The 14,846-nt window shown below is 34.9% G+C and carries 14 protein-coding genes and 3 tRNA genes; 7 read left to right on the forward strand and 10 right to left on the reverse strand.

Features of this window, described 5'->3' with window-relative positions; all coding sequences use genetic code 11:
* Positions 1-39: 39 nt before the first annotated feature.
* Positions 40-1,329, reverse strand: a complete 1,290-nt coding sequence (locus tag GR162_RS20390; protein ID WP_160783633.1) for a DUF2130 domain-containing protein — start codon at positions 1,327-1,329, stop codon at positions 40-42.
* Positions 1,330-1,678: 349 nt separating this feature from the next.
* Positions 1,679-2,560, reverse strand: coding sequence for a LysR family transcriptional regulator (locus GR162_RS20395; RefSeq protein WP_160783634.1), 882 nt, complete (start codon positions 2,558-2,560; stop codon positions 1,679-1,681).
* A gap of 460 nt (positions 2,561-3,020) precedes the next feature.
* Between GR162_RS20395 and GR162_RS20400 the strand changes: the two genes are divergently transcribed.
* Complete coding sequence (locus GR162_RS20400) at positions 3,021-3,728, forward strand: class I SAM-dependent methyltransferase (RefSeq protein WP_160783635.1); 708 nt, start codon at positions 3,021-3,023, stop codon at positions 3,726-3,728.
* A gap of 98 nt (positions 3,729-3,826) precedes the next feature.
* Here the strand turns inward: GR162_RS20400 and GR162_RS20405 are convergent, their stop codons facing one another.
* From GR162_RS20405 to GR162_RS20420, 4 genes are all read right to left on the reverse strand, one after another.
* Positions 3,827-4,285, reverse strand: a complete 459-nt coding sequence (locus tag GR162_RS20405) for a DUF3291 domain-containing protein (RefSeq protein WP_160783636.1) — start codon at positions 4,283-4,285, stop codon at positions 3,827-3,829.
* A 126-nt stretch (positions 4,286-4,411) separates the two neighbouring features.
* On the reverse strand, positions 4,412-4,690 hold the full coding sequence (locus tag GR162_RS20410) for a putative quinol monooxygenase (RefSeq protein WP_160783637.1): 279 nt from the start codon (positions 4,688-4,690) through the stop codon (positions 4,412-4,414).
* Between the two features lie 2 nt (positions 4,691-4,692).
* Positions 4,693-5,298: an NAD(P)H-dependent oxidoreductase gene (locus GR162_RS20415; RefSeq protein ID WP_160783638.1), complete on the reverse strand. Its 606-nt coding sequence runs from the start codon at positions 5,296-5,298 to the stop codon at positions 4,693-4,695.
* 290 nt (positions 5,299-5,588) lie between these two features.
* Positions 5,589-6,575, reverse strand: coding sequence for an aldo/keto reductase (locus tag GR162_RS20420; protein WP_160783639.1), 987 nt, complete (start codon positions 6,573-6,575; stop codon positions 5,589-5,591).
* A 116-nt stretch (positions 6,576-6,691) separates the two neighbouring features.
* Between GR162_RS20420 and GR162_RS20425 the strand changes: the two genes are divergently transcribed.
* On the forward strand, positions 6,692-7,537 hold the full coding sequence (locus GR162_RS20425; RefSeq protein WP_066034063.1) for an AraC family transcriptional regulator: 846 nt from the start codon (positions 6,692-6,694) through the stop codon (positions 7,535-7,537).
* 214 nt (positions 7,538-7,751) lie between these two features.
* Here the strand turns inward: GR162_RS20425 and GR162_RS20430 are convergent, their stop codons facing one another.
* Complete coding sequence (locus tag GR162_RS20430) at positions 7,752-8,513, reverse strand: C40 family peptidase (RefSeq protein WP_160783640.1); 762 nt, start codon at positions 8,511-8,513, stop codon at positions 7,752-7,754.
* A gap of 67 nt (positions 8,514-8,580) precedes the next feature.
* Positions 8,581-9,759, reverse strand: a complete 1,179-nt coding sequence (locus GR162_RS20435; protein ID WP_160783641.1) for an acetyl-CoA C-acyltransferase — start codon at positions 9,757-9,759, stop codon at positions 8,581-8,583.
* Between the two features lie 237 nt (positions 9,760-9,996).
* Between GR162_RS20435 and GR162_RS20440 the strand changes: the two genes are divergently transcribed.
* The 4 genes from GR162_RS20440 (at position 9,997) to GR162_RS20455 (ending at position 11,087) form a co-directional block, all read left to right on the forward strand.
* Positions 9,997-10,080 (forward strand) — tRNA-Ser (locus GR162_RS20440).
* Positions 10,081-10,094: 14 nt separating this feature from the next.
* Positions 10,095-10,169, forward strand: a tRNA-Pro gene (locus GR162_RS20445).
* Positions 10,170-10,185: 16 nt separating this feature from the next.
* Positions 10,186-10,259, forward strand: a tRNA-Arg gene (locus GR162_RS20450).
* 309 nt (positions 10,260-10,568) lie between these two features.
* On the forward strand, positions 10,569-11,087 hold the full coding sequence (locus GR162_RS20455) for an STM3941 family protein (RefSeq protein ID WP_160783642.1): 519 nt from the start codon (positions 10,569-10,571) through the stop codon (positions 11,085-11,087).
* A 32-nt stretch (positions 11,088-11,119) separates the two neighbouring features.
* On the opposite strand, the gene GR162_RS20460 is transcribed toward GR162_RS20455, so the two are convergent.
* Positions 11,120-11,572 carry a GNAT family N-acetyltransferase gene (locus GR162_RS20460; RefSeq protein WP_160783716.1) on the reverse strand — a complete coding sequence of 151 codons (453 nt, stop codon included), beginning with the start codon at positions 11,570-11,572 and terminating at the stop codon, positions 11,120-11,122.
* 208 nt (positions 11,573-11,780) lie between these two features.
* On the opposite strand from GR162_RS20460, the gene GR162_RS20465 reads away from it, so the two are divergent.
* A complete protein-coding gene (locus tag GR162_RS20465; RefSeq protein ID WP_160783643.1) occupies positions 11,781-14,057 on the forward strand; it encodes a polyprenyl synthetase family protein in 2,277 nt (758 codons plus the stop codon).
* Here GR162_RS20465 and GR162_RS20470 read toward each other — a convergent pair whose 3' ends face one another.
* On the reverse strand, positions 14,058-14,831 hold the full coding sequence (locus GR162_RS20470; protein WP_160783644.1) for a ThuA domain-containing protein: 774 nt from the start codon (positions 14,829-14,831) through the stop codon (positions 14,058-14,060).
* Positions 14,832-14,846: the final 15 nt, after the last annotated feature.

Genomic DNA, 14,846 nt, shown 5'->3' on the forward strand with positions numbered 1-14,846 from the left:
ATATTGTTTTGAAAATGTTGCTGTTAAAGTATTTCTTAATTATTCAAACAATTCCTTAGGTTCATCATCTTCAGCTTCTTCACCTTCAATAAAATCCAGTTCTAAAGCTTTCACGCTCTGAACCGCATTTCCGGCAATACCGCGAATTGAACCATACATTCCTAAAGTATTATGAACTACTTTTTCAATTTGTTTTTCTCTTTGTTTCCATATTCTCTGCATGGCTCTTTTTTCGGAGTCCAGATCGCTCTGCATTTGAGTAAAACCTTCAACAATTCCTTCAATCTGCAAACGGAATTCGTTGCTGGTTAAGAAATCGTACAACATTGACATTTTATCGCCTTTGTTTTCTTGCGCTTGAACCGCCTGATTTATTTGAATTAAGGACTGACGTAAAACAGCGCTTAAACCTTTAAATTCTTCATAGGTGCAAATCCAGATTCCGTCGCGCATGCCCATTCTTTCCATTCCAGAAGGCATTACTTCAGTAACCAGAACTCCAATATTGGCTCTTTTAGTTCTAATGTCATTTTTGAATTTCTCAATCCAAGAAGGCTGAAACGCTTTGGTTCTTTTGCTTTCGTAATAAATAGAACCGCAGTTTTGATGCTCGCGCGTGTTTACAATTTGAAGACAGTCGGCACCGTTGGCTCCTTTTTTAACTTCATCAATGCTGTCAAGCGGGAAATTGTTAGCCAGCCATTCTTCAATCGCTAATTCCATTACTTCGCCTTGCAATTGCATCGAACCTTGTTCTTGCTTGCGTTTCATTTCTTCAGTCAGCTTTTTTTGTTCTTCTAGCTGTTTCTGAAGTTCTTTGAATTTCAGTTCGTTTTTATCGTCTTCTTGTTTTCTGATTTTTTCACGTTCCAAAGCCAATTGCGCATTTAACTGCTTTTCGGCTTCGGCTTGAATCGCTTCTTTCATTTCCAGTTTTTCGCGCTGTAATTTGGCGATTTCACCTTCCATTTTATTTAATTCCCTGATTTTTTCCGATTTTTCAGAGAGTTCTTTTTCCATTAAAAGCAAGCGATCTTTGTTTTCTTCTTCGAGTTTGGCTTTTAGCTTTTCAGAAATTTCTTTTTCAGCTGCTTTTTTCTCGCGTTCTAAACGTTCGGCAAAAAGTTCGTTTTCTTGTTTCTTTTTGGCTTCAAATTCGGCTTTGGCTTTTTCTAATTGTTCGTTTTTAAGCTCTAATTCACGGTTTTGGATATTGGCTTTTTGCTGGAATTCTTTTCGAATGCTATCTTCCAACTGATGTTTTAAAACATCGTTGACATCGATTGGAGTTCCGCAGTTTGGACACTGAATTGAAGATTGTTCAGCCATTTTTATTGAAATTTTATTGAATGGAATTATAATTTGCTAAGGTATTTAAAAGTTCTGTTTTTCTGATATGGATTTCTGTACTAAATTGTAACGAATTTTTGTTATGGACACGAAAACGCTAAGACGCAAAGTATTTATTTCACGCAGATTTTATAAGATTTAAGCAGATTCTGCAGATGTTTCTCATAAAGTTTGTCATTTGGACGAAGGAGAAATCTTCGTAAGTGGCTCCGTTGTTATAAGCCATCCTTTGTAGAGCTTCTCGTGGAGATTTCTCCTTCGTCGAAATGACAAAAATGAGAAGAAATCCTTTTAATCATTATAATCTGTGGCAAAAAAACTTAGTGTCCTAGCGTCTTTGCGGCAATAAAAAGGCAACAGCAGATTGCGTGATTTCAGAATGATCATCTTTCGAAGTAATCAACGAGACATTCGTAAATAGATTGACCTTTTTTAATTCAATAAAACCAATCTCCGAATCTTGATTATTCTTTGCAATATTCGATGGCACAATCGAAATTCCCAATTCGTTTTTTATTAATTGTACGATTGAATTAATGTTATTCGCTTCGTGAATGATCTTTGGCGTAAAGCCATAAAAAGCACAAAGTTCCAATAAAACTTCATGATAATGCGGTGCGTAATCCTTATTGAAGAAAACAAAAGTTTCGTCTTTTAAATTTGTAATCTCATTTTCCGATTTTATCTGAACCGATTTTTTATTGTAAACCAACGAAAAACCATCTTTAAACCATAAATGTGATTTTATTTTGGGCGAATGAATAGGCGATCGTATAATTCCCATTTCGATTTTTCCTTTTTCTAAAGCATCAATCTGTTTGGTGGTGGATATTTCGAAAAGTTTGAAATTGACATAAGGAAATTTTGCTTTCAGATGTTTTATTAAATCGGAAATAACAGCCGAATAAATCGAACTGATATATGCGATTCTGAATTCGCCAGAAACATTCTCTGCAATCTTCTTTGTTTTGACTGAAATGCGTTCTAAATTTTGAAAAAGAGCGGTAACTTCTTCCTTAAAATATTTTCCGGCTTCGGTCAATTCTACTTTTTTATTGTTTCGAATGAAAAGTTTTGCTTGAAGTTCTTCTTCCAATTCTGCAATTTGACGGCTTAACGGCGGTTGCGAAATAAAGAGTTTTTCCGAAGCTTTGGTAAAGTTCAGTTCTTCGGCGACAGCCAAAAAATATTTTAAGTGACGTAATTCCATGATACTTTTAAAGTATTATTAATTGATAAAAATAGTATTTTTAAAGTATTTATGAAAGCGATAGTTTTGATTTTAAGTTAAATGTTAGAAGTGAAACGTTAAAAGTGCGAGTTGTAACGAATAACCCATAACAAAAAACGTATCACTTTTTAAAACAAAATAATTCTCTCGCAGATTGAGCAGATAAAGCAGATTATTAATTTTTAGATAAATCATCTTAATCATAATAATATTCCAATCATATAATAGCAAAAAGATTCGCTCAATCTGCTTAATCTGCGGGAGATTAAAGAGGAAGAAAAAAAAGTTTCTTGCAGATTTAACAGATTTAAACTGATCGAAGCAAATTTTTTTATTTGAATAAAGAGTAAAAAGAAAATCATTTTTAAATCTGCTTTAATCTCTTTTAATTCCGATAGCTATCGGGAGCGTGAAAAAATTTAAAAAAAAAACAAAGACCATGAAAAAATCAACCATCGAAGAAATCAAAGAACGATTTGACAATGATGTCGAACGATTTTCAAACTTAGAAACAGGGCAAGTGGCAACAATTGACGCTACTATTTCTTTGGAATTAATAACCGAAGCTTCAAAACGCATTGTTCCAAATGCCAAAAACGTCTTAGATGTCGGATGTGGAGCCGGAAATTATACTTTAATGATGTTGTCTAAAGTGCCGAACTTAAACTGCACTTTGGTCGATTTGAGTTTGCCCATGTTGGATCGTGCTTTTGAACGAGTTTCAGCAGAAACGAACGGAAAAGTAGAAATCAAACAAGGCGATATTCGAGAAATAGATTTAGAAGAAAACAGTTTTGATATTATTTTGGCAGGAGCAGTTTTGCATCATTTAAGAGATGATCAAGATTGGGAAATGACTTTTACCAAATTATTCAAGTTATTAAAAACGGGTGGTTGTTTGATGATTTCTGATTTGATCACCCAAGATACAGAATTATTAAACGAATATACTTGGCAACGCTATGGCGAATATTTGGAAGGAATAGGAGGGATGGAGTATCGCCAGAAGGTTTTAGATTATATTGAAAAAGAAGATTCTCCAAGATCTATGAATTACCAATTGGATTTGATGAAAAAAGTAGGATTTTCAAAAGTAGAAATTTTGCATAAAAACATGTGTTTCGGAGCTTTTGGAGGGATTAAGTAAAGATTTTTTTCTGCCACGAATTACGCGAATTTCCACGAATTAATTTTTAATTCCTAAAGTGATAATTAGTGAAATTAGTGTAATTCGTGGCGAAGAAATTATACGTTAAGAGGCATCGAAAATTTGTTTCTTAAATCGAAAACTAATTCTGATGGGCCGTTTTTTTGTAGGTGATCTAATTTTTCTACGGCTTCTTCAAGTGTCGGAATATGTCCTTTTGGAATCCACCACATCGCGGTATGCGCTTTTCCAAATTTATGAAACCATTCTTTTCTACGTCTTAAAAAGTCGCTGTGAAAAGTTTTGTACATATAATGTTCCAATGTTTCTATATTTTCCCAAACGGAAACATTGATAATAATTTGTTCGTCATTGTATGGATTAAGACTTGTAGCATTGTCGGTTTCGTCTTTTAAGCGCCAAACAAAACCTTCGCTTTCTTCTGCTAAAGTGTTTACAGCATCTAAATTATCTACAAATTCTTTCATGATTGGGTCGTTGATGTCGACTCCTTTCATTTTGGCAATATTAATTTCGGCAAGATGATAATTGCTCATAAAATATAGGTTTCTCAATTTTAAGCAATTTAGCTTTTCCTGCAAGGTTTTCAAAACCTTGTAGGTCTTTTTTGTGAAGGTTTTAAATTATACCTGCAAGGTTTTGAAAACCTTGCAGGAAGAAATTTATAGAATCTGCGCGGTTTTGTAAACCTGAATTGGGCTCGAAACTAGATTTTCGGTTTTTTTGATGAATTCTTGCAAATAAGATTGATTATTGTGCAAGTCTAGCCCTGGCTGATCTTTCCATTCTTCCCAAAGAATAAAAACATTTTCGGAAGTGTGTAAATCGTAACGAATACATGCAGCTTCTTTTCTAGTTTCGGTTACTAGATGTGTCAGCAGGTTTTGAACTTCAATTAAATGCTCTGGTTTACTTTTTAAAATTGCTGTAATCGAAATCATAATTATAAGTTTTTAAAAGTTTGCTCTAAATGTTTCGTATAATTCTCTTTAAAGATAGCAATATTTTCTGGTGTTGCACCTTTTTCAACATCATGGAAATGGAATCCGTCTATTTTTTCCATTCCTGTGAATTTGTTCATTTTGTGGAATCCGAACATTACGCCGTCATCAACAGAAGTTTCTTCGAAGAATTCTCCAGGGAGCGTAAAAGCCGTTGCAGGTGCGTTCCAACTTGTGGTTAGCATGTACTTGCGTCCGTGCAGAAGTCCGCCAGTTCCGTAATTGATGTCTGGATTTACACGGCTTCTCCCGTCGCTTTTGTAGATTCCGTTGTTGTGTCCTTGTGTGAAAACATCGTCGATGTATTTTTTGAAAAGGTTTGGCAATTGAAACCACCAAACTGGTGTGTGGTAAATAATTAAATCTGCCCAGACGAATTTTTCTACTTCTTCTTGTAAATCGATTTGATCTTCGATGTGCGTTGTTTTTATTTCGTAATCGTTGTTTTTTGAAAGAAACTCGACTGTCCAATCCTGAACGGTTTTGTTGAATTTTCCTCCTGAATGTGCGAATTTTTGTCCGCCGTTAATTATAAATATCTTTTTCATTTCAATTGTTCTTATGAAAACGGACGCGTGAGGGATAGGAGCGATATTCTTTTTCTTTTTTCTTTAAAAAGAAAAAGATTTAGCGGATAGCCCGGTTCGCCACGGCGAAACACGCCCAAATTATTTTAATTGTTGAGATTTTTTTTTAACACATAGAAACATAGATTTTTCTTTCTGGAAAGGGAATGGAAAGAAACTAGTTTCTAACACATAGCTCTCTGTTAGTTGATGCAAGTGAAACGCCTTTGTAGACAATGTGAGACTATATTTCTATGTGTTAAAAAAGAGAATTATTTTATTTTAGAAATCGCTTGATTGATAAATTCCAATTCTGAAGCTGATAAATCGAAATCCATTGTTTTGGCATTTGAAATGGCTTGTTCTGCGTTTCTTGCTCCAGCTAACACAATTGAAATTCCTTTTTGTAAACTTGTCCAGCGTAAAACCAATTGTGATAAGCTTGCTTCTTTTGCGTGTGCTAAAGAAGTTAATTCTTCAACCAAAGTTTTTACTTTTTGAAGATCAAATTGATTGAAATATCCGTTTCTGTGATCGTTTTCTTTTAATTTGCTGTCAGTGAAATATTTTCCAGTCAATAAACCTCTTTCCATAGGACTGTAAGCAATGATTCCGATATTTTCTGCAACTGTGAAAGGAATTAGTTCTTCTTCAATTTTGCGATTTAGCATGCTGTATGCCACTTGATTTGAAGCCACTTGAATTATTTTTTGTGCTTCCTGAATTTGTGCGACATTGTAATTACTTACTCCGAAAGCTCTTATTTTTCCTTGCTGAATTAAGCTTTCAGCAGCTTCCATTGTTTCAGAAATTGGTGTTGTTGAGTCTGGCCAGTGAATTTGTAGTAAATCAATATAATCGGTTTTAAGACGTTTTAAACTTTCTTCAACTTCCTTAATGACGTTTGCTTTTGATGAATATTTGTAAACTGGAACTTTTTTGCCATTATCATCTGCGTCGAAAAAGAAATCTCCTTTTCCGTTGTTGCTTCCGTCCCAAACCAAGCCGAATTTTGTAAGCAGCTGAATTTTAGAACGATTGTAAGGTTTTATAGCTTCACCAATCATTTCTTCGCTTAAACCAAATCCGTAAAAAGGAGCGGTGTCGATTGTAGTAACACCATGGTCGATTGAAGCCTGAACAGATTCAATTGAATCTTTCTTTTCTGTTCCGCCCCACATGGTTCCGCCAATAGCAAATGCACCATACGTAATAGCTGATAATTCAAGTTCTGAGTTGCCTAATTTTCTATATTCCATGATTGTAATTTTATTTTGATTAATTTGACGAGGCAAAATTATACTGTTTTTATGATTCATATTTGGTATATATTTGTCTTTTTTAGGTATATTTGCATCTTCAAATAAATGGAATTATGAAAAAAGAAAACTTATACGAACCTTTTACGGTTTCTTTTGAGACGCTAACTGAATATCCAGATGTTGGAGATCGTCATAATTTTTTCGAATTAGTATATATACTTAAAGGTACAGGAAGACAGTGTATTAATAAGAATATTTTTGAATATGATCCTGGGCATTTGTTCTTACTAACGCCAGAGGATTGTCATAATTTTACCATTGAAACCGAAACGAAATTCTTCTTTTTGAGGTTCAATGATATTTATTTGAAGAATTCGAGTCTGCAAAACGAAAACATTCAGCGATTGGAATATATTCTTCAAAATGCCAATCATCAGCCGGGTTGTATTCTTAAAAATGATCCTGATAAATGTTTAGTGAAAGTAATGATTGAAGCGATTTGCCGTGAACATCAGGATAAGGATGTTTACAATCAGGAATTGATTCAGCAATTGGTGAATACGTTGATTATTATTGTGGCAAGAAATATTGCAAAATATCTTCCTGAGCAGGTTAATATTGGAACTGAAGCCAAAGCGATGGATATTCTGCAATATATTCAGAATAATATTTATTATCCTGAAAAGATAAAAGCGGAATCAATTAGCGATTATTTCGGAATTTCGAATACGTATTTAGGTCGTTATTTTAAGAAGCATGCTAGTGAAACGATGCAACAGTATATCAGTAATTACAAAACAAAACTGATTGAACATCGACTGCAATTCAGTGATAAGCGTATTAATGAGATTGCGTATGAATTTGGTTTTACGGATGAAAGCCACTTTAATAAGTTTTTTAGAAAACAAAAAGGCTATAGTCCGTCTGAATTTAGAAAGTCGATTCGATTGAGTGCTTAAACACGGATTGCACTAATTAGCACAAATTTTTTCGCCACAGATTTAAGGATTAAAAGGATCTTTTTATTTCACGCAGATTTTAAATGATTTAGGCAGATTTTAAAAGATTTTTTTTAATAAATCAGCATAATCTGCTCAATCTGCGAGAGAAAAAAAGAAATCCATATAAATCCGCGTTTTCGCAAAGCGAATCTGTTTTATCCGCGTACTTTAATTAGATAATTTTTTTGATAACACGAAGTTTATGAGTGTGTTTGTTTAATTCAGGATTGTAAATTCCGGTATGGTCTAAACGGTCAATACGCACTTTTCCACTTGCGTGAATGATGTAATTATTCTCCATAATGATTCCGACATGTGTGATGTTTCCTTCGTCATTGTCAAAGAAAGCCAAATCACCTGGCTCGCATTCTTCAATAAAGCTTAAAGGTTCTCCTTCAAGTGCTTGTTGAGAGGCATCTCGGTGAATTTTATAGCCGTTTAATTTATAAACCATTTGAGTAAATCCAGAACAGTCAATTCCAAATGGTGTTTTTCCGCCCCATAAATAGGGAGCATTCAAATACATAAAAGCAGTTTTGATTAATGCACTTTTAGGTTTGATGCCGCTAGTTTTGGTTCCTTCAAAATCAAAGTTCGAAGTATTGATTTCACTGTTGTTTAAAAAAGACAATGAGGCTCCAAGCGGAATTGGAAGCAGTAGATTGTTTGGAGCGGTGATATAATCAATTAAATCTGCATTCAAAATAATTGACTCTTTACTCAAGAGATCAAATTGCTCTTTGGTGATTTCTTGATATTGTTTAGAATCGACCCAGCCTTCGTAGTCGTCAAACTGAATTCTTATTCTAGCCCATTGATTATGGCGTTCTAAAATTTCGATGTGTTCGCCAAACAAAAGCTGTGTCACGATTTCACTTCTGTCACTAGCTTCAGCTCGAACGGGTACTATGGCAAGATTGCAAATTCCAAACATGTAAGGAAAATTATAAAGTTAAAATCAGGAGTTACGTTTATAACTCCTGATTTTTTATGATATTGTTTTACGCTCTTTCGATAACAATTGCCGATGCGCCACCGCCTCCGTTGCAAATTGCAGCAGCTCCAGTTTTTGCATTGTTTTGTTCTAAAACATTCAGTAAAGTTACAATAATACGTGCTCCAGAAGCTCCAAGAGGATGTCCTAAAGAAACAGCACCACCGTTTACGTTTACTTTGTTGTTATCTAAATTTAAAATTTTAGCATTGGCCAATCCAACTACAGAGAAGGCTTCATTGAATTCGAAGAAATCAACATCTGAAATTGAGATCCCTGCTTTGTCTAAGGCTTTTGGCAATGCTTTTGCAGGGCTTGTTGTAAACCATTTTGGTTCTTGCGCGGCATCTGCATATCCTTTTATGTATGCTAATGGTTTTAAACCTAATGCATTTGCTTTTTCTTCAGACATTAAAACTAATGCCGCAGCCCCATCATTGATTGTGGAAGCATTTGCAGCGGTTACAGTTCCGTCTTTTGTAAAAACAGGTGCTAAAGATGGAATTTTATCTAATTTCACATTAGTATATTCTTCGTCTTTAGAGAATATAATTGGTTCGCCGCGTCTTTGAGGCACTTCAACAGGAACAACTTCATTATCAAATTTTCCAGCATCCCAAGCTTTGGCACTTCTTTCATATGATTGGATAGCGAAAGCGTCTTGTTCTTCACGGCTGATTTTGTATTCAGAGGCACACAAATCAGCGCAAACTCCCATTGCGTTGTTGTCGTAAGCATCTGTCAAACCATCTTTCTGCATTCCGTCAAGCATAGTTGCAGAACCAAATTTGTTTCCGGCACGCATTTGCACATAGTGAGGAATCAAACTCATGCTTTCCATTCCGCCCGCTACTACAATTTCAGCGTCACCGCATGCGATTGCCTGAGCGGCAAACATTACGGCTTTCATTCCAGAAGCACATACTTTGTTTACTGTTGTAGCGGCAACTTCTTCAGACAGACCAGCAAAAAGTGCTGCTTGGCGCGCTGGCGCTTGTCCAACACCTGCCTGAATTACATTCCCCATGAAAACTTCATCGACTAATTTTGGGTCAAGGTTAATTTTTGAAAGGGCTCCTTTTATAGCGGCAGCGCCTAATTTTGGTGCAGGTACAGTAGATAGCCCGCCCATGAAACTTCCGATAGGTGTTCTAACGGCAGAAACGATAACAACTCTTTTGTTCATTTTCTGTTTAATAATAGTTAGTAAGCAAATTTACTCTTTATTTGAATAAATTCAAATTTTGTATTGAATAGTGAATTTTAAATTTAAGGTGAAATTTTTGTTAATTCTATTTGTTTGATTGTGAAGCGGTTTTGAAAAAAGATGAAAAAAAACTAAAAAAACTCAAAAAAAAGCTTGTGAGAAAAGGAATGTTGTTATACATTTGCACTCGCAAAACGGAAGCAATTCCTTGAGCAAGGAGAGGTGCCAGAGCGGTAATGGAGCAGATTGCTAATCTGTCGACGGGTAACCGTCGCCAGGGTTCGAGTCCCTGTCTCTCCGCTTGAATTTTGCCTCGGGGTGTAGCGTAGCCCGGTTATCGCGCCTGCTTTGGGAGCAGGAGGCCGCAGGTTCGAATCCTGCCACCCCGACTACAATTGAAATAATGGACGCATAGCTCAGCTGGATAGAGCACCTGCCTTCTAAGCAGGCGGTCGAAGGTTCGAATCCTTCTGCGTTCACAAAAAGCCACTCAAATCGAGTGGCTTTTTTGTTTTTATAACATTTTTAGCGAGTACACAATAAATTACTATGTGCAGCCATGAGTTGGATATTCTCTATCTGAAACCGGTATTGAGCTTATTCCTTTTATCAGTCAAATGAACAGTGGGCTGAAAGACAGATAGCTTTGATTTAAAACTATAGGAATGTTCAGTTTAGATTGGTGAATAAGTCAATACCTACGTGCGTTTCTTGCTTTTTTAATATATTTTGCACTAAATTGCTTCTTCATTTTTAATTCTACAATAAATAAAATTTTACTGCAATCCATGAATGAAGAAATTAAATTATACCGAAACTTTAAGAAAACCAGAAATTTACTTTTGTATGCTTGTGCTGTCAACATTCTATTAGCGATTATGCTTTTATACGGTATAGGAACTTTTGATGGAGTATTTAAAATAAAACTATCCATTGCTTCTGGCGCCATTCTATTGATAATGCTTCTTTTGTCATTTAAAATGCTTGCTAGTATAAAAGATAAGTCTCCATTGATTCAAATAGATTCAAATGGTTTTTCTGGGAGAACGACACCAGTCGCGAAAGCTTTTGGAAGAATAGAATGGCAAGATGTTACCGATTTGCAATTAAAGAAGGTTGGAGGTGATACTTTGGTTGCCATTGCGATTGACAATATTGCTAAATATGACGGCCGCGTTTCTAAGTTTCTTTGGAAAATGGCTTATGATGAACAAAATTCGAAATTGAATATAATGTATTCCGCTTCAGAAATTGAAATTAATGCAGATGAATTGTATAAGCTGTTTTTAAAATACTGGAAAAAATAAAAATAGTCTGTTATAAAATTTAAAGAGCCACTTTAGTTAAGTGGCTCTTTTGTTAGTTCTAAATGCAAAATCGGATAGGGTTTGTCGCAGCCGTCTAAATCAGAGGTAGATTTTACTTCAAATCCAAAATGCTTATAAAATGAAGTGGCTGTTTGGTTCTCTTTATTCACATCAACTTTTGAGATTTTAAGCTCATTAATTGCATATAGTAATAATCTCTTGCCAATTCCTTTTCCTATTTGGTCTGCCGTTACAAACAGCATTTCTAAGTTTTCTTCATGAGTTCCAACAAAACCAATAATCTGTTGTTGGTCATTTTTTATGCAGTGTAAAGAAACATTGTCGAAAAAGTTTGGAATAAGTTCTTTGTAAAATATAAAATCTTCAGGTTTTAAGAAGTCGTGCGTCGCTTTTACAGACGATTCCCAAACCGAAATCAGTTCAGGATACTCTGTTTTATTTACTTTTTGAATTACAGTCTTGATTGTTTAATTTTTTTGATGACTGGCAAAAATAGCAATTATGTGTAATATTTAAATAATGAGCTTATCTTCTAAATGGTTCAAGGTTCAAGCCTTTATGCAGTTTAAATATGTTATTTGAATGTTAAGTATTTGTTTTTTAGGTGTATATGTTTCTTTTTTCTTTAATTTTATTCTTAAGAAAATAACTACAACTAATATCTCTGAAGCTATGAAAGAAGAATTATCTACTCAAGAAACGAATTTTAAAGTTATTTTAGAAAATTATCCTTCAACATGGCCTAAAGAGGGATTTATTGATTTAAACATACACGACTTACCGCATCATAGTTCTGTTGTAGAATGGTGGTATCTTAATTGTCATGTTGTTTCAAAAGAAGGTAAAAAGCTTTCGTTATTTGCTTCTTTTTTTAGATTGACTCTTGGGAAAGATGAGTATGGAGATTATAAGCATACGCATTCAATGATATGGTCACTGTCAGATTTGACAGATGGGAAATATTATTCAAACTCTCTTCTTGATAAGGAAACTCCAACCGAAATTTTGAAAATTATTAAAAGAAATGAAGGAAAGAATGTTGGAAATAAATTAGTTCGTCGCGCCTTAAAAGAGGTATATGAAAAAGGGAATTTGCCGCTTCCAGACAAACTTTTGAAAGAACCGGCTAAAGTAGGAATAAAAGATCTTTTACTTGAATATGATGGAAACTCTTTTAAAAAAGATGATCAGAATAATTATCATTTAAAACTTGAGAATTTATCTGATGGGATTACATGCGATATTGAATTTGTTCCTTTAACAAAACCAATAAGACACGGAAAGGACGGATTGGTTAGAGGTATCAGAAAAGAAGATATGTTTTATTATTTTATTCCGAAATGCATTGCCCGAGGGGAAATTAAAATAGGGGACGAGATTTATGAAGTTAAAGGAAGCGGCTGGTACGATCATGAGTTTAGTGGTTCGGCAGAAGAAACATCGGCAATAGAATTTAAACACGATGTAGCATGGAATTGGGCTGCATTGCAAATGGATAACGATTGTCAAATATCGGCTTATAATCTTTTTGATAATACAGACAATGGGAAACCTTTGGGAGGAACTGTAATTGTAATTGACAAAGATGGAAACGAAAACAGTATAGAAGATTTTAGTTTTGTTCCTGAACAATACTGGACAAGCAGCGGAACTTTTGTATCCTACCCAATTTCATGGAAATTTGAAATTCCAAAAATGAATATTTATCTTTCTATAACAGCTAATTTTCCTGAACAAGAATTTATTACCATTCTTTCTCCTCCTGCATTGTGGGAGGGATCTGTAAGCGTTACAGGAAATTTTATGGGAACTCAAGTTTCGGGATGTGGATACATAGAGAGAAACGGGTTTAATACCAATGATAACATTGAAAATTTTTTAAAGGGTATTGGAAAAGCCACTCAAAAGTCGGTAGAATCACTGTTGCCTTTAAATCCCACTGACGATCAATTCTACAGATTAGTTGATAGTCCGTTGGGGATTGATTTTTTTACATCTGAAGATAAAGAGCAATATATTTCGTCTGTAATTAAGCCTATTCGTGAAGTAGTAGATCGTAGTAAAAAAGCGTGGCGTTCTTATGTTTTCCTAGCCTGTATGGATGCCGTTGGCGGAAATTCTCAACCATTTATCGATTGGCTTGCTATGCCAGAACTTATCCATACAGGATCATTGATTGTAGATGATGTACAGGATCGGTCTGATACAAGAAGAGGAGGAACTGCTCTTCATCATTTATATGGTGAAGCGCTTGCTATTAATACGGGGAATGTATGTTATTTTATTGGAGAATTATTTACATACAGTCCAAAGCTTGCAGATCAAACCCGTTTAAAAGTATATGAAATGTATTTTGAAATGATGCGTGTTGCCCATGCAGGACAAGCAATGGATATAAGCGGTCTTCATTCGTTCATGTCTGAGGTCGTGAATAGTGGGGATAGTTCTGTGCTAGAAAAAAAAATTTATACAATTCATCGTTTAAAAACCGCAGCTCCCGCTTGTACATTAGCTAAAATGGGAGCTATCATAGGAGGAGGAAACGAAGAAGAAATAGATGCGTTGGGTAATTTTTTTGAAGCGATTGGGGTTGCTTATCAAATAATGGATGATGTGCTTAATTTGGAAGGCTATGAAAACAATCTGAAAGATAAAGGAGAGGATATTACAGCAGGAAAAATAACTATGCCAGTTGCAAAAGCAATGCGCTTATTGCCTCTAGATAAAAGGGAATATATTTGGAAGACTATTCAAACCTTGCCTAAAGATCATGAGATAATAAAATCAGTAATCGTTTTGCTGGAAGATTGTGGCGCGATTCATGAATGTCGCAAAGAGGCCGAAGAGCTTATGGAAGGAGCTTGGAAAAAAGTAGACAAAATTATAGCTGATTCGTTTTTTAAAATTAAATTACGAACATTTGGCTGGTATGCATTGAAAATAGAATAATTATTTTTTGCCTGCTGCCCAGAAAATGGAATTTCGAAGTAGGGTAGTGTATGCTTCATTTTCAAATAATTCTGGTGCGTGTCCCATAAAAATATAAACATTTCGTGAAGCAAAATGATCGTTTGTCCACACTACAGGATGATCTCCCATTTTTATTTTTGAATCAGGCTGATAGGTAGATTCATCAACTGAAGCCAAAACATGAACATTGGGTCTCGGACTTTTGTCATAGGTATACCATTCTTCCTTTTGAATAATGAAATCAGAATGAATTCCTTTAGCTACAGGATGAGATTTATCTTCTACATTTACTTTTCCGCTTGCAAAATCGGGTATGTAATTCACAAATCTGATTCCGCCCATAAAATCAGAAAACCATTTCCACATTGGATATCCATCAAATTCTCCAAGTAAAGTAGCGTGATGCAAACCAACCCAGCCGCCTTTTCCGCTGTCCATGTATTTCTGAAATGCCTGCATAGATTCTTCACTCCAAGTATAAGGAGGATAATCTAGTTGTACGAAAACTTGATATTGTTTTAAAAGATTTTCATTGATTGTTTTGGTGTTTTCGATATAGTCAATGGTAAAACTGCTGTCAATGGCGAGTTTATTCAGCCAAGGTTTAGCCGCTTTAGTAAACGGAAGATGATGTCCGCCATTTTCATATAAAACTAAAGCTTTAAATCGTGGTTTTTTATGCTTTTGGGCCAAGCAGTCCTGCTGAAAGAAGCAGCTTAAAAGAAATAAAATATATACTATTGAATTTTTCATGAATCAATTGTTAAA

Origin of the sequence: Flavobacterium sp. HBTb2-11-1 (assembly GCF_009826975.1) — a bacterium.
Taxonomy (GTDB): Bacteria; Bacteroidota; Bacteroidia; order Flavobacteriales; family Flavobacteriaceae; genus Flavobacterium.